The sequence below is a fragment of the Bradyrhizobium sp. I71 genome (assembly GCF_022354745.1).
Classification (GTDB): Bacteria; Pseudomonadota; Alphaproteobacteria; order Rhizobiales; family Xanthobacteraceae; genus Bradyrhizobium; species Bradyrhizobium liaoningense.
Map to the genome: position 1 here is coordinate 2,085,610 of NZ_CP059398.1, position 18,852 is coordinate 2,104,461.

The following is an 18,852-nucleotide window of genomic DNA, read 5'->3' on the forward strand; positions in this document are numbered from 1 at the left end:
TCAGAACAGGTTGCCGGCGTTCATCGCGAGTTGCTCGACGATGGGGCCGAGGGCGAGCGCCGGGAAGAACGTCAGGCCGCCCATGATCAGGATGACGCCGACGACGAGACCGACGAACAGGCCACCGGTGGTCGGGAACGTGCCCATCGACGGCGGGATCGATTTCTTCGCCGCGAGCGATCCCGCGATCGCCATCGCCGGCACGATCATGAAGAAGCGGCCGACGAACATCGCGCTGGCGAGCGTGAGATTGTAGAAGAAGGTGTTGCCGGTGAGGCCTGCGAAGGCCGAGCCGTTGTTGGCGGTCCCCGAGGTGAAGGCGTACAGCACTTCGGTGAAGCCGTGCGGCCCGGCATTCGCCATGGAGGCGACCGCCGCCGGATAGACCACGCCGACGGCGGTCCAACCGAGAATCATCAGCGGCAGGACGAGAATGGCGAGCATCGCCATCTTGACCTCGCGCGCCTCGATCTTCTTGCCGACATATTCCGGCGTGCGGCCGACCATCAGGCCCGCGACGAAGATCGCGAGGATGACGAACAGCAGCATGCCGTACATGCCGGCGCCGACGCCACCGACGATGATCTCTCCGAGCTGCATGTTGATCAGCGGGATCATGCCGCCGAGCGCGGTGAAGCTGTCGTGCATGGCATTGACGGCGCCGCAGGAGGCGGCCGTAGTGATCACGGCGAACAGCGAGGACGCGACGATGCCGAAGCGGACCTCCTTACCTTCCATGTTGCCGCCGGTCAGGCCCAGCGCATGCATGGTCGAGGTGCCGTTGGCTTCCGCCCAATAGCAGACGCCGACGCCGGCGACGAACAGCACGCCCATCACGGCGAGGATCGCCCAACCCTGGCGCTGGTTGCCGACCATGCGGCCGAACACGTTGGTCAGCGCAGCGCCAAGCACGAAGATCGACAGCATCTGCACGAAGTTCGACAGCGCGGTCGGATTCTCGAAGGGGTGCGCGGCGTTGGCATTGAAGAAGCCGCCGCCATTGGTGCCGAGCATCTTGATCGCGACCTGCGAAGCGACCGGGCCGACCGCGATGGTCTGCTTGGCGCCTTCGAGCGTGGTCGCCTCGACATAGGCCCCGAGCGTCTGCGGCATGCCCTGCCAGACCAGGAACAACGTGAAGACGATGCAGATCGGCAGCAGGATATAAAGGGTGCAGCGGGTCACATCGACCCAGAAATTGCCGACGGTGCGCATCGAGGCGCGGGCAAAGCCGCGGATCAGCGCGACCGCGAGCACGATGCCGGTCGCCGCCGACAGGAAGTTCTGGTGCGTGAGGCCGACCATCTGGGTCAGATAGGACAGCGTGCTCTCGCCGCCGTAGTTCTGCCAGTTGGTGTTGGTGATGAAGGAAATCGCGGTGTTGAACGACAGGTCTTCGGCGACCGCGGACTGCCCGGCCGGATTGAAGGGCAGCATGGCCTGGAGCCGCATCAGGCCGTAGATGATGAGGAAGCCGCCGACATGAAACAACAGCATGGCGACCGTGTAGGTCAGCCAGTGCTGCTCCCGCCTCTCGTCGACACCGGAGATCCAATAGATGCCGGCCTCGATCGGGCGCAGGACGGGCGACAGGAATGTGCGCTCGCCGTTGAACACGCGCGTCATGTACCAGCCGAGCGGCATGGTCAGCGCGACGACGATCGCACAATAAAGAATGATCTGGAACCAACCGATGACAGTCATGGCATTAACCCTTCAGGCTTCGGGTCCGGCGCAATAGCGGCAGGAGCAGCGCAAGCAGGCCCGCGACGAGCGCAGCGTCGGCCAGCAGCAATTCGACGAGCAGCAGCACGGCGTCAGAACCGTTCGGGCCGCAGCAGTGCGTAGGTGAGATAGACCAGGAGGCCGAACGAGACGGCGCCGGCGAGCGTATAGTCGAAGATCATGGTCCGCTCCCTCACAGCCGTTCGCAGGCGTAGGTGTAACCGATCGCGAGCGCGAAGAAGCCGAAGCCCAGCGCCAGCATGAGAATGTCCATCATCGAAGTGCTCCTCGTTGCGCTCTGCCTCTGGCGCAACCATGTCTCTGATTCCGGCAGGCAGCTTGCGATTGATCAAGCACAGCGCATGTCCCGCGGCGCCCGCCTGGAACTTTCACTGCACTGACTTGCCACCGCGCACATAGGTTTTCGAGATGGAGCCTATGGCGACGTTATAGGAATCTCATAAAGGCCGGCTCGCCATGACCGGCGGCGACGTGACGCCGGCAATGCATTCCAGGCGGTCGTTCCGGGTCGGCAGCGCAGCGGCGCGGCCCACCATCGCCCTCGCAATCGTGGTTACAGCAAGCCGTGGCCAAGGTCTTTTCAAAAAGCCCTTCTTCTATAAGCCCCCACCTTCGGCGGAGATGACAGTCGAAGATCCGGCGCGCCTGGACGGAAGACTCCGTACACTTATGAAATCCCTATATCTCTCGCCCGATCCCTATCTCGTTTTCAAATGCCCTCCGGGCCATCTTGGAGAGGCCGGCCGACTGACCGACGCCAACTCCAGGAGGCCTGACATGACCGCTGCTCTCCGACGCTACGATCCCCCATCACTCGGCGACCGCTTGCGCAATGCGCAGGCGATGACGCGACCGTTGATGATCGAGATCATCGAAACGGCCTGCCGGCGCATCCCCTCGCTCGGCCAGAACGGCCGCACCGAACGCCTCACACGCCTGATCGACGCCGAGGCATGGGCCGACGCGGCGCTGGTGCTGATGGAGCTGGAGCTGCCGATGTGGCAGGTCCGCCGCATCGCCTATGACGAGGGCGAGTGGCATTGCGCGCTGTCGCGCGAGCGAGAGCTGCCGGACTGGCTGGACGCCGCGGTCGAGGCGTGCCATGCCGACCTCGCGCTCGCCCTGATGTCGGCGTTCCTCGACGTCCGGGCGCTGCCGGCGGATGTATCGCGGCCGAGCGTTCCTTCCGTTCGTCCCGTCCCGGATCCGCTCTGCGAGCCGGTCGTCTGCGACAACTTCGCCTAGACACGCCCGACGGATCGAGGCCATGCCGCAAGCTCCGGACATGCCGCGCATGCTGAGCCCGGCGCGCGTGATCGCGCGATTCGCCGTCCGCCTCGTGCTGCTCATGGGCTTTGCCGCATTCGGCAGCGTCGGCTTCGGCCGGAGCCTCGCCGTCCTGCTCTGGATGTCGATCGTCCTGTGCGCGCTCGCCAGCCTCGTCAGGCGGGAGCCGCTGTTCGGAGCTGCGCTCAATCATTGGGACGAGGCTGTCGCGTTCGGCGCACTGTTCGCGCTGGTCCACGTCGTCATCGATCCGGCCTGAACCGCACGGCTCCGGCTTTATGATCTTCCTATGAGATCGCGGCTCACCCGCCCTCGAAATCATATTCGCGACTGAGGATATTGAGCACGCCGGCGAGGACCTGCGTCCGAAGCCGGCGTCGTTCAGAAGGATCAAACCCGTGAAACTCGTCGAACCTCCCTCGTGCAGCTCGCCCTCGACCATCGTCTTCATCGGCCGCAATCGCCGGGGGCAATGGGTCGCTCAGGAGCAGAACGGCCTCTATGGCGGCCTGTTCGTCAGCCGCGCCCAGGCGATCAAATATGCACTGTTCGAGAACGGACAGCATCCCGAAACCATCGTCGAGCTGCCGCGCGAGATCGAGCTCGACATGGGCAAGAGCCCCAATACCACCGTCGCGCAGCGCGCCGCCTGAGCCAGCGCCAACAGGGGAAAACCAATGCTCATCCCTCCCGCCGCCTGGTTCACCGGATTCATTCCCGACCTGCCGACCCCGTTCGACGGGGCAGATGCGATCGATCTCGCGGCGTTCGCCGCACTGTGCGAGCGACAGGTCGCGGCCGGCGTGCCGGCCATCGTGGTCTGCGAGACGGCCGGGGAAGCGCCGACGCTCTCGTCGGCCGAGCAGGAGCTCGTCATTCGCACCGCGGTCGACGTCGCTCGCGGCCGCGTGCGGGTCATCGCAGGCGCGGTATCCAACGCAACCAGCCACGCCATCGAGCTTGCGCGGCGGGCGGAGGCGGCCGGCGCCGATGCCGTCATGTCGGTCGTGCCCGCCTACAACAAGCCGATGCAGGAAGGCATGCTCGCGCATTTCCGCACCATCGCCGGTGCGATCGGGCTGCCCGTGATCCTGCACGACAATCCCTCCCGCACGCTGCGCCCGCTCGCCGACGAGACGCTTCTGCGTCTGGTCGAGTCCCGCCAGTTCGTCGGCCTCCGCGATGGGAGCGGTGACATCACCCGTCCGATGCGGCTGTCCCGCAACTTGCCGGCAAGTTTTCGCTTTCTCTCCGGCGACGACACCACCACATTCGGCTTCATCGCGGACGGCGGCGATGGCGCGATCTCGGAAGTCGCCAACATCGCGCCGGATCTCTGTCGCACGATCTTCTCGCACGTCAGGCAGGGCCGGCTGCAATCCGCCCGCTATCTGCACAAGCGCCTGATCCCGCTCATCGCCTGCCTGTCCAGGGAAAGTCCGGCCGCGCTCAAATACGGTCTCAACCTCCTTGGCCTGATGTCCGCCGCCACCAGGCTTCCGATCGTGCCGCTGGACGCAGCCGCGCAGAGAGGCGTGGTGCGCGCATTCGCTGCGATCGCCGACGAAGAATTGATCGACAGCGTCGGAGCCTGACGCGGCTATAGCGCGATGAGATTGGGATGAATCGTCACCGCGCTCGAGGTTATTGTTTGAGCATGATCTCTTCGGAAAACCGCTGCACACTTTTCCGGATCATGCTCTAGGCCGTCCGGAATTGCATGCTCAACCCGCTCGATGGATCTGACAGGCTGCTCCACGCCTGGAAGCTGGCGCTGCTGCGCTTTGCCGTGACACGGGATGAAGCCGACAGGCTCAACGTTGCAGCACTCGCGGCGGAGCTCGATCGCCTCGGGGGACGGCGCACCGCCGACGAGACGTTCCACTTCTTCCGGCGAACCAGTTCCCAGCTCTGCGCGGCGATCAGCGGGCAGCCACAGAACGCGGCGGACATCCTGGACCGGTTCTGCAGGCAGATCGAGGAGCCGCGGCTGCGCCTCGCCTTTGCCGCGGCGGTCGAGATCACGCATTCGGATTCCGCGCCGTCTCAGGCCCCCCGACCGAAGCGGAACCCCGATCTCTTCAGAGGGCTGCCGGCGCGAGGATCGGCATCTTTATGACATTCATATGCGGATGCACCGGCGCTCATCTCGCAATCCTACGCAACGATGGACATCATAAGCGGCAGATTGGAGCGGCCGTCTCGCTGCGCCAAGGACAAGGACTTCCACGATGTCGATCCTGACACATGGTTTCGACCGGCCCTTCGGCGCCGAACGCACGGCGCGCATCTCCGAAGCGCGCAAGGCCCGGCTCGAGCGTATCGCGCTCCGGGCGCTCGGCCTGCTCTCGATGGGCAGCGTGCTCACCGCGCTGATCGCGCTGAGAACCGCAATCCATGTCTGGCATCTCCCCGCCTGACCGGCGCGGCAGACGTCGTGACCTTGCAGATCTGTGAGGAGGCCGCCATGGCCGCGATCGCCCTTCAAGCCGTGCACCGCCTGCCGGAGTCGCGAACGACGGCGCCTGAAATCGGCACGACGACGGCACTGAAGCCACTCGACCCTGATGTCGTCAGTACCGCCATTCCCGCTTTCTTCATCGGACGTAACCGTGCCGGGCTCTGGGTGGCCCGCGAGGCCAGGGGGCGCGTCGGCGGCCTCTTCCTGTTCAGGAGCTCCGCGATCGATTTCGCCAACCGGCAGAGCGCACCGGCACGATTCGCGCTGGTGTTTCCGGCCGAGGCCTTCGAGCTCGACGTCGCGAACCAGGGCAATCCGCTGGGCGCGCTGGCGGCGCGATGGCTGAGCGGGGCGAAGCGGCGCCTGGCGCGCCTTGCGAGGTAACGACATGATCGAGCTCAAGATCGTCATCCTGGTCGCATTGATGGGCGCGTTGCTGCTCGGCATGCGCGCCACCGCGAACCCGACCTCGGACGGCTAGCATGCAGCCCTTCAGGGGAACTCTGGAGCAGGCAATAACCGTGACCATTCTGACGATGACGCTGAGCTTGGTCTGGGGCGGCATCCTGACGCTCGTGATCACGCTGGTGGCGCGCGGGCTTGGAGTCTAAAGCGCGATGCGATTAGGATGAATCGTCATCGCGCTTTAGGTTGTTGTTTAAGCATGATCTTTTCGGAAAACCGCCGCGCACTTTTCCGGATCATGCTTTAGCTCATCCGCTCCGCTTCGATCAGCCGTGCCAGCTCGCCCGCGGTGACTTCGATCGGCCGGCGGCTACGCTCGACGCGGGCCTGGATCAATGCGCCCTGCAGCGCCGACGTGCAGAGCACGGCCAGCGCCTCCGCCCGTGGCCTGGCGAAGCCGTCGGCGACCAGCTTGTCGCGCAGGATCGCCAGACGCGCCGCATAGGCTTTGCGACCGGCCTCCGACACGGCCCGTTCGCGCGGCGCGAGCTCGAGCAGCACGGTCGTGATCGGGCAGCCGTTGCGGAAGCCGGAGCCCTGCATCCAGCCTGCCAGCAGCCTTGCGTGCGCGCGCAACAGCTCGCCGGTCGAGCCGCACTCCGCCGCGAGCCTGGCGACCGTCGCCGCGACGCGGCGCCCCGCCTCCTCCACCGCTGCCACCGCGATCGAGGATTTTCCGTCCGGAAAGTAATGGTAGAGCGATCCCTTCGGCGCGCCGCTGACGTCGACGATGTCGTTAAGGCCGGTGCGGGCAAATCCCTGCCGGCGGAACAGGGTCACCGCGGCATTGATGATGGGCTGACGGTGCTTTGGCACGGCCGGCATGGCACTCTCCTCCGGTCAAGAGTTTATATTGATTGGTCTACATCAGCCTCCGACAGTCAAGACATGACCATGACAGGGAGAGGCAGATGCCCAAGGGAGTGACCTACGAACTCAGAGACGGCGTGGCGCGGATCGGGCTCGACGACGGCAAGGTCAATGCGATGTCGGCCGCGATGCTGGGCGAGATCGCAGCCGCCTTCGACCGTGCCGAGACGGAAGCGGAGATCGTGGTGCTGCGCTCGGCGCGGCCGGGCGTCTTTTCCGCCGGCTTCGACCTGAAAGTGTTCGCCTCGGGCGATGCCGCCAGGAGCCTCGAGATGGTCCGGGCCGGCGCGGAGCTTGCGCTGCGGCTGATGTCGTTTCCGCATCCGACCATCGGCGTGATGGAGGGCCATGCTTATCCGATGGGGGCGTTCCTGCTGCTCGCCTGCGACGTCAGGCTCGGCGCACGCGGACCGCACCGCATGGGGCTGAACGAGGTCGCGATCGGCATCGCGCCACCCAGCTTTGCCATCGAGCTCGCGCGCAGCCGCCTGCATCCGGCCTGGCTCAGCCGTACCGCCACGCTGGGCGAGATGTACGAGCCGGAGGAGGCGTTGACCGCCGGCCTTCTCGATCGCGTGGTCGCGCCGGAGATGGTCGACACCACGCTCGAGAAGATCATCGCTGGCTTGCGCGCCATCCACAAGCCGTCGCATGCGACCGCGAAGAGGCGCCTGCGCCAGCCGGCCATGGACGCCATGCGCATGGCGATCGACCGCGAGCTGACCATGGCTGCCTACGAGGCGAGCAACCGCGCCCGCAGCGCGGTCGCGATGCCCCGTTAGGCCGCGTCTCCCACGGAAAAGACCCGGCCGATCTGGCGCAATTTCATGGAACGGTGTAGAGCGGTTTCATGAGCGCCAGCAACGTCAACGTCGTCGCCCACCCCCTGGTCCAGCACAAGCTCTCCCTGATGCGGGAGAAGGACCGCTCGACCAAGAGCTTTCGCGAGATCCTGAACGAGATCGGGATGCTGCTGTGCTACGAGGTGACGCGCGACCTGCCGCTGGAGCTGGTCGAGATCGAGACGCCGATCGCGCCGATGCGGGCGCCGAAGATCGCCGGCAAGAAGCTCACGCTGGCGCCGATCCTGCGCGCCGGCGTCGGCTTCCTCGACGGCATGCTCGCCTTGATGCCTTCGGCGCGCATCGCCCATATCGGGCTCTACCGCGACCCCGAGACGTTGCAGGCCGTGGAATATTACTTCAAGGCGCCGCAGGACCTGTCCGACCGCACCGTGATCCTGATGGACCCGATGCTGGCGACCGGCAACTCGGCCTGCGCCGGCGCCTCCCTGCTCAAGGCGCGCGGCGCCCGCGACATCCGTTTCGTCTGTCTTCTGGCCGCGCCCGAGGGCATCGCGCAGTTCGAGAGCGAGCATCCCGACGTGCCGATCTGGACCGCCGCGATCGACGAGCGGCTCAACGACCACGGCTACATCGTGCCGGGCCTGGGCGATGCCGGCGACCGGATGTTCGGCACCAAGTAGACAGCTTGGCGCGATCGGGTTACTCCGATTGCCATGAGCGCCAACGATTTTTCACTGCAATCGCTGATCCGTATCGAAACCGCCGCCGATCCCGCCCTGGTATTCGACGGCAGACCAGTCTCTCGCGCGGAATTCTCGACGAAGGTCGATCAGACCGCCGCCTGGCTTGCGGGCCAGGGCATCGGCAGGGGCGACGTCGTCGCGGTCTGGCTGGTCAACCGGATCGAGTGGCTGGCATTGTTGTTCGCCGCCGCACGGCTCGGCGCGGTCGTCGCCGCCGTCAACACGCGCTACCGCAGCGCGGAAGTCGCGCACCTGCTCAAGGTGTCCGCTGCCAGGCTGATGGTGGTCGAGGCCGCATTCCGCTCGATCGACTTTGCCGCCATCCTCGCCGATATCGCCGAGGCCGAGGTGCCCGCGCTGCAAAATCTCGCCGTGGTCGGCGCGGATGCGATCCCGGCACACTGGCCCTGCGTGCGGTTCGATGCCTTCGACAAGTCCTATCCGCCGGCTCCGCCTGCTCAAGGCGACGTCGACCTGCCGGTGCTGCTCTACACGACATCAGGGACGACCAAGGGGCCGAAGCTCGTCGGACATTCGCAGCGGACGCTGGCGACGCACGCCGCCTCCGTCGCCCACGCGCTCCGGCTCGATCACCAGCGTCACTCGCTGCTGGCCATGCTGCCGTTCTGCGGCACCTTCGGCATGACCAGCCTGCTCGGTTTCATCGCAGCCGGCGCCACCATCCATGTACTCGACGCCTTCGAGGCCGCGCCGGCCCTGAAGATCCTTGGCGAGCACGGAATTACGCACTCCTTCGGCTCGGACGAGATGTTCCGCCGCATCCTCGCCCTCACCGATGCGCCACGCCCATTTCCAAATCTCGAGGTCTGCGGCTTCGCCGCGTTCCAACCCGGTTGGCGCGAGCTTGCAGCGGAGGCCGAGACGCGCGGCATGCCGTTGTTCGGCCTCTACGGCTCGAGCGAGGTGCAGGCGCTGTTCTCGATCGCCCGCGCCGGTGATGCCTTCGCCGACCGCATCGAGGGCGGCGGCTGGCCAATGTCGCCCAATGCGAAAGTCCGCATCCGCGACCTCGAGACCGGCGAGCTTGCGGCTCAGGGCGTCTCCGGGGAGATCGAGATCAGCGCACCATCACGCTTCCTCGGCTATTTCAACAATCCCGAGGCGACGCGCGAGGCGATCACCGCCGGCGGGTTCTTCCGCACCGGCGACATCGGCCGGCTGCGCGGCGATGGCTCCTTCGTCTACGAGACGCGCGCCGGCGATGCGATGCGGCTCGGCGGCTTCCTGGTCGGGCCGGGCGAGATCGAGGACGAGCTCAAATCGTGCACCGGCGTGGCCGACGCCCAGGTGGTTGCAGTTGATCTGAAGGGCCAGGCGCGCTGCGTCGCCTTCGTGATTCCGGCAGGGGAGCCGCCGCAGCAGGATGCGCTCGCGGCACGCCTGCGCGAGCGGCTCGCCGGCTACAAGATGCCGGCGCGGATCTATGTCGTGGACGCTTTCCCCGTCACCGACAGCGCCAACGGCGTCAAGATCCAGCGCGCCAGGCTCCGTGCCATGGCGATGGAGCGGATCGCTGCCGAATAGGCCGCCTCTCTGGTTTGCGCCAACAAAACTCGCTCAGTACGACTTCGCGAGCCCGAGCACCTTTTCCGCGATGAAGCTGAGCGCGAGCTGCGGGCTGACCGGCGCAATGCGCGGGATCAGCACTTCGCGCAGGTAGCGCTCGACGTGGAATTCCTTGGCATAGCCGAAGCCGCCATGGGTCATCACCGCCTGCTCGCAGGCCGAGAAGCCCGCTTCGCCGGCGAGATATTTCGCGGCATTGGCCGCAGCACCGCACGGCATGCCCTTGTCGTACTGCCAGGCCGCCGACATCACCATCAGCCAGGCGGCCTCGAGCTCGACCCAGTTCACTGCGAGCGGATGCTGGATGCCCTGGTTCTTGCCGATCGGGCGATTGAACACGACGCGGGTCTTGGCGTATTCGGTGGCGCGCGACAGCGCGAGCTTGCCGAGGCCGACCGCCTCCGCGGCAATCAGGATGCGCTCGGGGTTCATGCCTTCGAGGATGTACTCGAAGCCCTTGCCCTCTTCGCCGATCCGATCCTCCATCGGAATTTCAAAGTCCTCGAAGAACAGCTCGTTGGAGTCGACGATCTTGCGGCCCATCTTCTCGATCTCGTGGACCTTGATCCTGTTGCGGTCGAAATCGGTATAGAACAGGCTGAGGCCATGGGTGGGCGAGCGCACCTCTTCCAGCGGCGTGGTGCGCGCCAGCAGCAGGATCTTGTGCGCGACCTGCGCGGTCGAGATCCACACCTTCTGGCCGTTGACGATGTAGCGGTCGTTCTTGGCGACCGCACGGGTCTTGAGCTGCGTGGTGTTGAGACCGGTGTTGGGCTCGGTCACGGCAAAGCAGGCCTTCTCGCGGCCCTCGACCATCGGCGGCAGCATGCGCCTGCGCTGCTCCTCGGTGCCGAACACGACGACGGGATTGAGGCCGAACACGTTAATGTGCACCGCGGAGGCGCCGGACATGCCGGCACCCGACTCCGCGATGGTGCGCATCATGACCGCGGCTTCGGTGATGCCGAGCCCGGAGCCGCCATATTCTTCCGGCACGCAGATACCGAGCCAGCCGGCGTCCGCCAGCGCCTTGTGGAAGTCGTGCGGGAAGCCGCCGTCGTGATCCTTCTTCAGCCAGTATGCGTCGGGAAAGCCCTCGCATATCTTGGCGACGGCGTCGCGAATGGCTTCCTGCTGATCGGTGAGCGCGAAATCCATGTCGTTGGTCTCCTTCTTGGGAGCCGCGACCGCGCCATCTCCCTTCTTTCGCGTTCCCCACGCAAAGGCCGTGGCCGCTTGCTGCGCCCTGACGCCTCGCCTGCGTTCTTTAGCTCGAAAAACCGGGTACAGATACGTGAAATTGGCGATCAACTGTGTCTACCATGCATGGGGTCATGCGGCGCGAAGGTATGCGTGCGCCGTAATTTCGCAGGGAGGAAACCGCGATGGCAGGACTTTATTTCGAAGACTTTTCCGTGGGCCAGGAGTTCAGGCATCCTTTGACCCGGACCGTCACGGAGATGGACAACACCATGTTCAGCCTGCTGACGCTCAACCCGCAGCCGCTCCACATCGACGCGCATTTCGCCGAGAAGACCGAGTTCGGCCAGCGCATTTTCAACAGCCTTTACACCCTCGGCATCATGATCGGCATGACGGTCTATGATACGACCATGGGGACCACCGTCGCCAATCTCGGCATGACCGACGTCACCTTTCCAAAGCCGGTCTTCCATGGCGACACGTTGCGGGCCACGACAAAGGTGCTCTCGGTGCGGGACTCCAAATCGCGGCCCACGGCCGGCATCGTCGAGTTCGAGCACCAGGCCTTGAACCAGAACGACGAGATCGTCGGCAAATGCCGCCGCATGGCGATGATGCACAAGAGGCCGGTCTGATGCGTTCGATGCTGTTCGTGCCGGGCGATTCCCCGCGCAAATTCGAGAAGGCGAGCGAAGGCAAGGCCGACGCGCTGATCATCGATCTCGAGGACTCCGTCGTCACCGAGAAGAAAGCGGAGGCGCGCGGGCTGACGCTTGCGACGCTGAAGGGTCGCAGCAAGCCACATCAGCTCTACGTCCGGGTCAACGCGCTCGACACCGGCATGACGCTGGCCGATCTCGCCGCGGTGATGCCGGGCAGGCCCGACGGCATCGTGCTGCCGAAATCGCAAGGTGGCGACGACGTGCGGCAGGTCGCGACCTGGCTCGAAGCCCTGGAAGCAGCAGCCGGCATCGAGATCGGCACGACTCGTATCGTCTGCGTCGCGACGGAGACCGCCGGCTCGATCTTCGGGCTCGGCAGCTACAAGGGCTGCTCCCCTCGCCTTGCCGGCCTGATGTGGGGCGCCGAGGATCTCTCCGCCTCGCTCGGCGCGACCGAGAAAGCGAGCGGCGGCGTCTTCCACAGCCCCTATCGCCTCGCGCGCGATCTCTGCCTGATGGCCGCGGCGGCGGCCGAGGTCGCGCCGATCGACACGGTCTACACCGACATCGACAACCTCGCGGGCCTCGAAGCCGAGACGCGCGCGGCGCGGCGCGACGGCTTTTCGGCCAAGGCGCTGATCCATCCCAAGCACGTCGACATCGTCAACGCGGCCTTCGAGCCGACCGACACGGAGCGCAAATGGGCAGAGAAGGTGATCGCGGCGTTCGCGAGCAATCCCGATTCCGGCACGCTGCGGCTCGATGGCCAGATGATCGACAAGCCGCACCTTCGCGCCGCGAGGAAGATCCTGGGCCAATCCTAGGCCAGGACGCAAGCCCCGCCAGCTCGATCGGCTGCGCCCGAAGCTTCGACTTGAAGTCCCGGCTTCAGTCGAATCCCTGAACGGGCGGCGCCGAGGTTGGGGCCGGCGCCGCAGGCGCGGCTTGAACCGGTGGGGCCGGATTGCCGGCAGCTCGCATCTGGCCGTTGGCAGCCATCGCCTCTCGCGTGCGCGGTGCGGCGCGGATCGCGGCCGCGCGGCGAGGCGGCTGCCGGTGTGTTGCCGGCCGCGAACCTCTCAGGCCCCAGGAGCGGGCGATCGAAGGTCCGGCAGTGTAGCCGATCAAGGCTCCGGCGACCGCTCCGACCGGGCCCAGCACGACCGCGCCCGACACCGCGCCGAGCGCCGCATCGCCCGCGCGCTCCTGCGCAATCGCGCTCGCCGGCACGCACGCCAGTATTGCAGCAGCGGTGATCAGAGCTTTGGTCATCGGAGCGCCTCCCTCTCGGGAAATCACTCCTGCCGAAATATGGCCGCACGAGGTTCGCTTGCCGGCCAACAAGAGGCAATGGCCAAATGGAACTCGGGCAACCCGCGTCAGACCGGACCATCAGCGCCAAACGTGCGGAGCGCACGCGGCTTCCTGGCCGAGTGGATCGGGCCGAGCACGCGGCGTGGTCGAAGTTCAATCTCCGAGCGCTTCTGCCGCCATGTCTTTCTCGAGATCGCGAGGACGACAGCGGCACCGGCTTCGCACGTCTTGACACCGATCTTCAGTTGCTTATTTTTTCGCCGAGAAGAACTTCTCGCCCCTCGACAATCAAAGGACCTGAAGACCGTCTGGAGAGACGATGATGCTCGATGAGAATCTGGCCCGCATTCGTGCGCACCGCAACAACATCCACCGCTACCGGCGTCTGCTGAATACCAGGCTGTCGCAGCTGGAGCGCCAGTTCGTCGAGAGACGCCTCGCGGAAGAGCAATCGGCGCTCGATGGCCTGACCGCGGCGACCTTCCCTGTCAGCTTCCGCACCTCCGGAGCGCCGGCCAGTGCGACGGGGATGGCGCAATGAACAGCCAGCGAGACCTGCTCATTCGAGGCAGCGAGAAGGTCATCGGCCATTACGAGCTGCTTCTTGCAAGCGCCAAGACCGAGCACGAGCGCGAGCTCTATCGCCAACGCATCGAACGCGAGCGGCGGCTGATCCGGGACCTGCAAGGCGGGCTGGATCACCGCGCCGCCTGAGCTGGGAGATCACACGCCCCGTCACCCCAGGGCAATCGCATTTGAATTTTGCAGAGGTCGTCATGCCCGGGCTTGTCCCGGGCATCCACGTTCTTGTGCCGCGTGGAAAGGCGTGGATGGCCGGGACAAGCCCGGCCATGACGCTGTGGAGACAGCCGGTGCCCATAGCGACATCTCATATGCGATAGCCCTGCCATCGCAGGGGACGACCTGCTTGCGCGGTTCGTCCCCGCATTCGTTTCAGCGAACGAGGCGATTGGGGCCTGCGAGCGCGCTGCTGGGCTCAGTCGCCGGCGCCACTCTCACGGTAGCGGTGAGCGGCGCACCCTTGCGCAGCAGAGTGAGCTTCACGTCCTCGCCGATGCGCGCAAGGCCGATCGTGTTGCGGAGCTGGGCGGCGGTGCGTATCGGGCGGTCGTCGGCTCCGGTCACGATATCGCCCTTGCGCAAGCCGGCCTTCTCTGCGGGCGAATCCGCAGCGATCTCGGCGATGACGGCACCTTGATTCAATCCCTTGTTGATCGAGGGATGCAGGTCCTTCAGCGAAACGCCGATACGGCCGCGCTCGACGCGGCCGTTGGCGATGATCTGCTCCATCACCTTGCGCGCCATGTTGACCGGAATGGCAAAGCCGATGCCGACATTGCCGCCCGCCGGCGAGATGATCGCAGAGTTGATGCCGACGAGCTCGCCGCGCAGGCTGACCAGCGCCCCGCCGGAATTGCCGGGATTGATCGCCGCATCGGTCTGGATGAAATCCTCATAGCCCTGCTTGCCGAGGCCGGTGCGGCCCAGCGCGCTGACGAGCCCTGACGTCACGGTCTGGCCGAGGCCGAAGGGATTGCCGATCGCAAGCACGAAATCACCGACCTCGAGCCCGTCGCTGTCGCCGAAGGGAAGCGCTTTGAGCCCGGCCGGGTTCTGGACCTGGAGCACCGCGACATCCGTCGGCGGATCACGGCCGATGACCCTGGCGGAAAACTGGCGGCCGTCCTTGGTCGTGATCTGAACGGCGGCGGTGCCTTCGACCACGTGATTGTTGGTCAGCACATAGCCGCGCTGGGCGTCGACGATGACCCCGGAGCCGGTCGCATTGACCTCCTTCTCGATCTGCCTGGGAACGTCGAAGAATTCGCGGAAGAGCGGGTCGCGATAGAGCGGGTTGTCCTCGCGCACGCGGCCGTGCACGGAAATGTTGACCACGGCGGGCGTCACCTGGCGCACCAGCGGCGCCAGGGTCGGCACCGAGCCGCCGGTCTTCAGATCCGGAATCTGGCCGGCGGCAGGCTGCGACGCCGTGAGCGTCAGCACCAGCAGGGCCAGCGAGAGCAGACGCACAGCATTCATCATCGTCACCTGCCGCTTGTGTTGTGTGGATGTTCGAGACCTTCGTCAGCCTTCGTCGCGTGAGGCGACGATCCAGCCCTGAAGGGCCAGAAACGGAACGGCCCAGGCGGCCGCGGATTGGCCGAGCAGCACGAGCCCGAGAACGGCGGGCGTGAACATCATGCAGCCCGCTCTTCTGCGGCGGCCCATGGCCGCCGCAGCCGCATCGGCACGCCGCCGCCCCGCGGCGGATCGTCATTGTCATTGTCGCCGTCGAGCTTGCGCAAGGCGGCCAGAATGTCGGCGAGCCGGACCGTGTGGCTCATGCCGGGAATCTCGCGCAAGGCGGGACAGGATTCGACCGCGTACATGTCGGATGCCCAGGACGACAGGATGATGCGCTTCTCCGGCGAAGACAGCTCCGGCGCGTTCAGAACGTCGGCGGGCGACTCGTAGTGGGCCGCAGGATGAAACAGCGGATTGAGAGTGCCGGGATTGGTATTCGCGTTGGTCATCGGTGTGTCTCCCTCATGCTCCTTTCCGGGGGACGGTTTTGTCGACGACGGGACGGCGGCGCCAACCGTCGCCGTCCCGCTTGACATCAATGCGTGTTGATCGCGATGCGCTTGACGCCTTCGCGCGCCTTCTCCGATTTCGGCAGCGACACGGTCAGGACGCCGTTCCTGAACGACGCCTCGGCCTTGTCCTCCTCGACGCCCTCCAGCGGGATCTGCCGCTCGAAGGCGCCGTAATAGCGCTCGGTGAAGTACCTGCCTTCGCCGTTGCGCTCTGCCTTCTTCTCGCCGCGGACGGTCAGGACGCCATTGGCGATCTCGACCTGCACGTCCTTCTCGGTGAGGCCGGGTAGCTCGGCCGAGACCGTCAGCGTCTTGTCGGTCTCGCTGAGCTCGACCTTCGGCCAGCCGAACCGGCCTTCCATCAGCGGCGACAGGCCGGTCCCGCCGAAGCCACGGAAGACGTCGTCGAACAGACGGTTCATCTCGCGGTGAAGCGTCAGGAACGGATCGAAATTGTCGCGCGCGGGCGCCAGCTCCTGGTTTCTCGACCAGGGAATGAGATCACGAAAAGCCATGGTTCTCTCCTTCATGCATCGGGAGCGCGGCCCGCGCATCCGCGCGCCGCGTTCCGCCATTCAATCGATCGAGCGCTTTAGGCTGCTTTCTTCTGCTCGATCTGCGATGCCGCAGGAGCGCCGTTCGTGATCGCGATCCGGCGCGGCTTCATGGCTTCCGGAACCTCGCGGACGAGGTCGATGATCAGGAGCCCGTCCTGGAACGAGGCCTGCTTCACCTGGACGTAGTCGGCGAGATTGAACACGCGCCGGAACGGTCGCGCGGCGATGCCCTGGTACAGGTATTCGCGCGCGGCGGTCTCGGGCTTCTTGCCCTCGATGGTGAGCGCGTTCTGCTCGGCCGTCACGGTGATGTCGCTGGCGCCGAAGCCTGCCACCGCAAGGCTGATCCGGTAATGGTCTTCGCCGGAACGCTCGATGTTGTAGGGGGGATAGTTGTCCTCGGTCGCCTGGCGCAGCGTGCTGTCGACGAGGTCGGCCAGGTGATCGAAGCCGATGGTGGAGCGCCACAGGGGCGCGAAATCAAAACTGGTCCTCATAACCAAGTCCTCCTGAGAGCAAGATGGATACGAAGGAGCGCAAGGCGGGGATTCAGACGGGTCTGAAAAGACCAGCCCGGCGCCCGTGCCGGACCCGATTCTGGCATCCGGCACACCGCTCTCGCGGCGAAAAACGACTTAGAAAATCGGAAATCGATTTCAAGGGCCCGGCCGAAAAAAAATCCGAGGCCCCCCGGGGCTGTTCAGACCGGGGCAGGGCTATCGCATTTGAGCGCTTTCCCTGCGGACATCCTCCGAGACGCCCGCCGTTGGCGGGCCCTCACGATGAGGACGGAGTGCGCGGCAGCAGTTTCAGCGGGCACCGACGCCACTCATAGCCCTGCCCCCGGGATCGGGCGTTGATGGTCAGGATCTCAGCGCGTCCCGCGCCGTCTCCGGCGCCAGCAGCGTGGCGATGATCGTGACGATCGACAGCGCGATGATGTAGACGGACACCGCCCAGTACGAGCCGGCCCATGCCAGCAGCCCAGCCGCGATCAGCGGCGAGAAGCCGCCGCTCAGCGCTGCCGCGACGTTGGCGCCGAGCGAGGCACCGCTGTAGCGCACCTGGGTGCGGAACAGCTCCGGCATGAACGCGGCCTTGGGGCCGAACAACAGCGCATGGGTCAGCGTCATCGTGACAACGAGCGCGAGCGTGATCAGCGCCGGCTCCCTGGTGTCCAGGAACCAGAACAGCGGAAAGGCCAGCGCCACCGAGAAGACGCCGCCGGCCAGATACAGCGCCTTGCGGCCGAAGATGTCGGAGAGCCAGCCGGCCAGCGGCAGCGTCGCGAACTCGACGATGGCGGCATAGACCACCGCATCCAGGATCACCTGCCGCGGCAGGCCGAGCCTTGTCGTGGCATAAACCACGGTGAAGACGGTCAGGAGATAAGCGAGCCCGACCTCCGATACCGTGATGCCGATCGCCAGCAGGAAGCTGCGCCAGTCGCGGCGCAGCACCTCGAGGGCCGGCTGCGCCAGCACCTCCTTGCGTTCGACGATCTCCTTGAAGTGAGGCGTCTCCGCGAGCTTGAGACGCACGATGAAGCCGACGCCGACGAGCAGAATGCTGATCAGGAACGGCACGCGCCAGCCCCAGCTGAGGAAGTCCGCCTCGGGCAGCTTCGTCATCAGAGCGAAGATGCCCGTGGAGGCGGCGACCCCGACGGGAAAGCCGATCTGCACCAGGCTGCCGTAGAAGCCGCGGCGATTGCCGGCGTGCTCGATCACCATCACCACCGCGCCGCTCCACTCGCCCCCGAGCCCGATGCCCTGAACGAAACGGAAGATCACGAGCAGGACCGGGGCCCAGAGGCCGATCTGGCTGTAGGTCGGCAGGCAGCCGATCAGGAAGGTGCCGAGTCCCATCGCGATCATGGTCGCGACCAGCATGGTCTTGCGGCCGAGCCGGTCTCCGTAGTGCCCGATGATGGCGCCGCCGATCGGCCGCGCCACGAAGCCGACCGCATAGGTCGAGAACGCCGCCAGCGTGCCGACGAAGGGATCGAAGCTCGGAAAGAACAGCTTGTTGAAGACCAGCGCTGCCGCCGTGCCATAGATCAGGAAATCGTACCACTCGATGGCGGTGCCGAGCGCGCTCGCCCACACTACGTGCGCCGTCGTCGATCTCTCCGCCGAAGCGGAGGCCCCTACTGCTGCCGTCATGCCCTGCCCAGAGATTCCGTTGGGCATCATGGCCAATCGCAGCGGCCGTTGCAACCTGCGGAAGCGCCGGCTCTCGCACGATACGGCGCGAGATTTTGGCGCACGACTGCCACATCAGTCATTGCGGGGAGCCCTTGCGACGAATCAATCCAGAATGCCTCCGCGGGAAGATCTGGATTGCCTCGCTTCCGTTTCCGCTTTCGCTCTTCGAGCTTCGGCGGACAAGCCGCTCGCGATGATGGTGGTGAGGCAATTGCATCGCCGGGCGATCGTGGAACCCCACCCCGCATTTATTCGCCATTGACAAACTTATTCGCTATTATCTAATTTACCTCCAGAACAACCTGCCGCGCCAGGCGGCCGATCAA

24 protein-coding genes are annotated in these 18,852 nt (G+C 65.6%); 14 read left to right on the top strand and 10 right to left on the bottom strand.

The genetic code is table 11. The features are described from left to right. Together kdpA and FJV43_RS10335 are read right to left on the bottom strand one after the other, a co-directional pair. Complete coding sequence (gene kdpA, locus FJV43_RS10330) at positions 1-1,704, bottom strand: potassium-transporting ATPase subunit KdpA (protein WP_239626725.1); 1,704 nt, start codon at positions 1,702-1,704, stop codon at positions 1-3. 113 nt (positions 1,705-1,817) lie between these two features. Then, on the bottom strand, positions 1,818-1,907 hold the full coding sequence (locus tag FJV43_RS10335) for a K(+)-transporting ATPase subunit F (RefSeq protein ID WP_239626727.1): 90 nt from the start codon (positions 1,905-1,907) through the stop codon (positions 1,818-1,820). Between the two features lie 616 nt (positions 1,908-2,523). On the opposite strand from FJV43_RS10335, the gene FJV43_RS10340 reads away from it, so the two are divergent. The 7 genes from FJV43_RS10340 to FJV43_RS10370 all read left to right on the top strand — a co-directional run bounded on the left by FJV43_RS10340 (position 2,524) and on the right by FJV43_RS10370 (position 5,878). Then, the gene (locus tag FJV43_RS10340) at positions 2,524-2,991 is read left to right on the top strand and encodes a hypothetical protein (RefSeq protein ID WP_239626729.1); all 468 of its coding nucleotides are present in this window, start codon (positions 2,524-2,526) and stop codon (positions 2,989-2,991) included. A gap of 22 nt (positions 2,992-3,013) precedes the next feature. After that, on the top strand, positions 3,014-3,292 hold the full coding sequence (locus FJV43_RS10345) for a hypothetical protein (protein WP_239626731.1): 279 nt from the start codon (positions 3,014-3,016) through the stop codon (positions 3,290-3,292). A 139-nt stretch (positions 3,293-3,431) separates the two neighbouring features. Further along, positions 3,432-3,686: a hypothetical protein gene (locus FJV43_RS10350; protein ID WP_239626733.1), complete on the top strand. Its 255-nt coding sequence runs from the start codon at positions 3,432-3,434 to the stop codon at positions 3,684-3,686. A gap of 24 nt (positions 3,687-3,710) precedes the next feature. Then, complete coding sequence (gene dapA, locus FJV43_RS10355) at positions 3,711-4,628, top strand: 4-hydroxy-tetrahydrodipicolinate synthase (protein WP_239626735.1); 918 nt, start codon at positions 3,711-3,713, stop codon at positions 4,626-4,628. Positions 4,629-4,753: 125 nt separating this feature from the next. After that, positions 4,754-5,152 carry a hypothetical protein gene (locus FJV43_RS10360; RefSeq protein ID WP_239626737.1) on the top strand — a complete coding sequence of 133 codons (399 nt, stop codon included), beginning with the start codon at positions 4,754-4,756 and terminating at the stop codon, positions 5,150-5,152. A 112-nt stretch (positions 5,153-5,264) separates the two neighbouring features. Continuing rightward, on the top strand, positions 5,265-5,453 hold the full coding sequence (locus FJV43_RS10365) for a hypothetical protein (RefSeq protein WP_239626739.1): 189 nt from the start codon (positions 5,265-5,267) through the stop codon (positions 5,451-5,453). Positions 5,454-5,500: 47 nt separating this feature from the next. Further along, positions 5,501-5,878: a hypothetical protein gene (locus FJV43_RS10370; RefSeq protein ID WP_345946183.1), complete on the top strand. Its 378-nt coding sequence runs from the start codon at positions 5,501-5,503 to the stop codon at positions 5,876-5,878. A 324-nt stretch (positions 5,879-6,202) separates the two neighbouring features. On the opposite strand, the gene FJV43_RS10375 is transcribed toward FJV43_RS10370, so the two are convergent. Then, positions 6,203-6,784 carry a TetR/AcrR family transcriptional regulator gene (locus FJV43_RS10375; protein WP_239626743.1) on the bottom strand — a complete coding sequence of 194 codons (582 nt, stop codon included), beginning with the start codon at positions 6,782-6,784 and terminating at the stop codon, positions 6,203-6,205. Between the two features lie 86 nt (positions 6,785-6,870). On the opposite strand from FJV43_RS10375, the gene FJV43_RS10380 reads away from it, so the two are divergent. From FJV43_RS10380 to FJV43_RS10390, 3 genes are all read left to right on the top strand, one after another. Then, positions 6,871-7,611 carry a crotonase/enoyl-CoA hydratase family protein gene (locus tag FJV43_RS10380; RefSeq protein ID WP_239626745.1) on the top strand — a complete coding sequence of 247 codons (741 nt, stop codon included), beginning with the start codon at positions 6,871-6,873 and terminating at the stop codon, positions 7,609-7,611. Between the two features lie 68 nt (positions 7,612-7,679). Continuing rightward, the gene (gene upp, locus FJV43_RS10385; RefSeq protein ID WP_061020773.1) at positions 7,680-8,315 is read left to right on the top strand and encodes a uracil phosphoribosyltransferase; all 636 of its coding nucleotides are present in this window, start codon (positions 7,680-7,682) and stop codon (positions 8,313-8,315) included. Between the two features lie 33 nt (positions 8,316-8,348). Next, entirely contained in the window at positions 8,349-9,923 is a 1,575-nt protein-coding gene (locus FJV43_RS10390; protein ID WP_239626747.1) for an AMP-binding protein, read from the top strand. A 33-nt stretch (positions 9,924-9,956) separates the two neighbouring features. Here FJV43_RS10390 and FJV43_RS10395 read toward each other — a convergent pair whose 3' ends face one another. Then, positions 9,957-11,123 (bottom strand): acyl-CoA dehydrogenase family protein, encoded by a 1,167-nt coding sequence (locus FJV43_RS10395; protein ID WP_061877093.1) that lies wholly within the window; start codon positions 11,121-11,123, stop codon positions 9,957-9,959. A gap of 227 nt (positions 11,124-11,350) precedes the next feature. Between FJV43_RS10395 and FJV43_RS10400 the strand changes: the two genes are divergently transcribed. Together FJV43_RS10400 and FJV43_RS10405 are read left to right on the top strand one after the other, a co-directional pair. Continuing rightward, positions 11,351-11,803 carry a MaoC family dehydratase gene (locus FJV43_RS10400; RefSeq protein WP_239626749.1) on the top strand — a complete coding sequence of 151 codons (453 nt, stop codon included), beginning with the start codon at positions 11,351-11,353 and terminating at the stop codon, positions 11,801-11,803. After that, complete coding sequence (locus FJV43_RS10405; protein WP_239626751.1) at positions 11,803-12,654, top strand: CoA ester lyase; 852 nt, start codon at positions 11,803-11,805, stop codon at positions 12,652-12,654. Before FJV43_RS10400 ends, FJV43_RS10405 begins: the two co-directional genes overlap by 1 nt. A 64-nt stretch (positions 12,655-12,718) precedes the next feature. On the opposite strand, the gene FJV43_RS10410 is transcribed toward FJV43_RS10405, so the two are convergent. Then, positions 12,719-13,102, bottom strand: coding sequence for a hypothetical protein (locus FJV43_RS10410; RefSeq protein WP_239626753.1), 384 nt, complete (start codon positions 13,100-13,102; stop codon positions 12,719-12,721). Between the two features lie 364 nt (positions 13,103-13,466). Here FJV43_RS10410 and FJV43_RS10415 point away from each other — a divergent pair, with 364 nt between their 5' ends. After that, positions 13,467-13,685, top strand: coding sequence for a hypothetical protein (locus FJV43_RS10415; protein WP_239629381.1), 219 nt, complete (start codon positions 13,467-13,469; stop codon positions 13,683-13,685). Continuing rightward, positions 13,682-13,858, top strand: a complete 177-nt coding sequence (locus FJV43_RS10420) for a hypothetical protein (RefSeq protein WP_162832035.1) — start codon at positions 13,682-13,684, stop codon at positions 13,856-13,858. Before FJV43_RS10415 ends, FJV43_RS10420 begins: the two co-directional genes overlap by 4 nt. Before the next feature lie 240 nt (positions 13,859-14,098). On the opposite strand, the gene FJV43_RS10425 is transcribed toward FJV43_RS10420, so the two are convergent. The 5 genes from FJV43_RS10425 to FJV43_RS10445 all read right to left on the bottom strand — a co-directional run bounded on the left by FJV43_RS10425 (position 14,099) and on the right by FJV43_RS10445 (position 18,484). Then, positions 14,099-15,205 (bottom strand): trypsin-like peptidase domain-containing protein, encoded by a 1,107-nt coding sequence (locus FJV43_RS10425; protein ID WP_239629383.1) that lies wholly within the window; start codon positions 15,203-15,205, stop codon positions 14,099-14,101. Positions 15,206-15,363: 158 nt separating this feature from the next. Beyond that, a complete protein-coding gene (locus FJV43_RS10430; RefSeq protein ID WP_239626755.1) occupies positions 15,364-15,699 on the bottom strand; it encodes a hypothetical protein in 336 nt (111 codons plus the stop codon). Between the two features lie 86 nt (positions 15,700-15,785). After that, positions 15,786-16,277, bottom strand: a complete 492-nt coding sequence (locus FJV43_RS10435; RefSeq protein WP_239626757.1) for an Hsp20/alpha crystallin family protein — start codon at positions 16,275-16,277, stop codon at positions 15,786-15,788. Positions 16,278-16,354: 77 nt separating this feature from the next. Continuing rightward, positions 16,355-16,816: an Hsp20 family protein gene (locus FJV43_RS10440; protein ID WP_239626759.1), complete on the bottom strand. Its 462-nt coding sequence runs from the start codon at positions 16,814-16,816 to the stop codon at positions 16,355-16,357. 366 nt (positions 16,817-17,182) lie between these two features. Beyond that, positions 17,183-18,484, bottom strand: coding sequence for an MFS transporter (locus FJV43_RS10445; RefSeq protein ID WP_239626760.1), 1,302 nt, complete (start codon positions 18,482-18,484; stop codon positions 17,183-17,185). Positions 18,485-18,852: the final 368 nt, after the last annotated feature.

Coding starts and splice junctions, on each gene's coding strand:
- kdpA (WP_239626725.1), bottom strand. CDS start 1,704: ATGACTGTCATCGGTTGGTTCCAGATCATTCTTTATTGTGCGATCGTC.
- FJV43_RS10335 (WP_239626727.1), bottom strand. CDS start 1,907: ATGATCTTCGACTATACGCTCGCCGGCGCCGTCTCGTTCGGCCTCCTG.
- FJV43_RS10340 (WP_239626729.1), top strand. CDS start 2,524: ATGACCGCTGCTCTCCGACGCTACGATCCCCCATCACTCGGCGACCGC.
- FJV43_RS10345 (WP_239626731.1), top strand. CDS start 3,014: ATGCCGCAAGCTCCGGACATGCCGCGCATGCTGAGCCCGGCGCGCGTG.
- dapA (WP_239626735.1), top strand. CDS start 3,711: ATGCTCATCCCTCCCGCCGCCTGGTTCACCGGATTCATTCCCGACCTG.
- FJV43_RS10360 (WP_239626737.1), top strand. CDS start 4,754: ATGCTCAACCCGCTCGATGGATCTGACAGGCTGCTCCACGCCTGGAAG.
- FJV43_RS10365 (WP_239626739.1), top strand. CDS start 5,265: ATGTCGATCCTGACACATGGTTTCGACCGGCCCTTCGGCGCCGAACGC.
- FJV43_RS10370 (WP_345946183.1), top strand. CDS start 5,501: ATGGCCGCGATCGCCCTTCAAGCCGTGCACCGCCTGCCGGAGTCGCGA.
- FJV43_RS10375 (WP_239626743.1), bottom strand. CDS start 6,784: ATGCCGGCCGTGCCAAAGCACCGTCAGCCCATCATCAATGCCGCGGTG.
- FJV43_RS10380 (WP_239626745.1), top strand. CDS start 6,871: ATGCCCAAGGGAGTGACCTACGAACTCAGAGACGGCGTGGCGCGGATC.
- upp (WP_061020773.1), top strand. CDS start 7,680: ATGAGCGCCAGCAACGTCAACGTCGTCGCCCACCCCCTGGTCCAGCAC.
- FJV43_RS10390 (WP_239626747.1), top strand. CDS start 8,349: ATGAGCGCCAACGATTTTTCACTGCAATCGCTGATCCGTATCGAAACC.
- FJV43_RS10395 (WP_061877093.1), bottom strand. CDS start 11,123: ATGGATTTCGCGCTCACCGATCAGCAGGAAGCCATTCGCGACGCCGTC.
- FJV43_RS10400 (WP_239626749.1), top strand. CDS start 11,351: ATGGCAGGACTTTATTTCGAAGACTTTTCCGTGGGCCAGGAGTTCAGG.
- FJV43_RS10405 (WP_239626751.1), top strand. CDS start 11,803: ATGCGTTCGATGCTGTTCGTGCCGGGCGATTCCCCGCGCAAATTCGAG.
- FJV43_RS10410 (WP_239626753.1), bottom strand. CDS start 13,102: ATGACCAAAGCTCTGATCACCGCTGCTGCAATACTGGCGTGCGTGCCG.
- FJV43_RS10415 (WP_239629381.1), top strand. CDS start 13,467: ATGCTCGATGAGAATCTGGCCCGCATTCGTGCGCACCGCAACAACATC.
- FJV43_RS10420 (WP_162832035.1), top strand. CDS start 13,682: ATGAACAGCCAGCGAGACCTGCTCATTCGAGGCAGCGAGAAGGTCATC.
- FJV43_RS10425 (WP_239629383.1), bottom strand. CDS start 15,205: ATGAATGCTGTGCGTCTGCTCTCGCTGGCCCTGCTGGTGCTGACGCTC.
- FJV43_RS10430 (WP_239626755.1), bottom strand. CDS start 15,699: ATGACCAACGCGAATACCAATCCCGGCACTCTCAATCCGCTGTTTCAT.
- FJV43_RS10435 (WP_239626757.1), bottom strand. CDS start 16,277: ATGGCTTTTCGTGATCTCATTCCCTGGTCGAGAAACCAGGAGCTGGCG.
- FJV43_RS10440 (WP_239626759.1), bottom strand. CDS start 16,816: ATGAGGACCAGTTTTGATTTCGCGCCCCTGTGGCGCTCCACCATCGGC.
- FJV43_RS10445 (WP_239626760.1), bottom strand. CDS start 18,484: ATGACGGCAGCAGTAGGGGCCTCCGCTTCGGCGGAGAGATCGACGACG.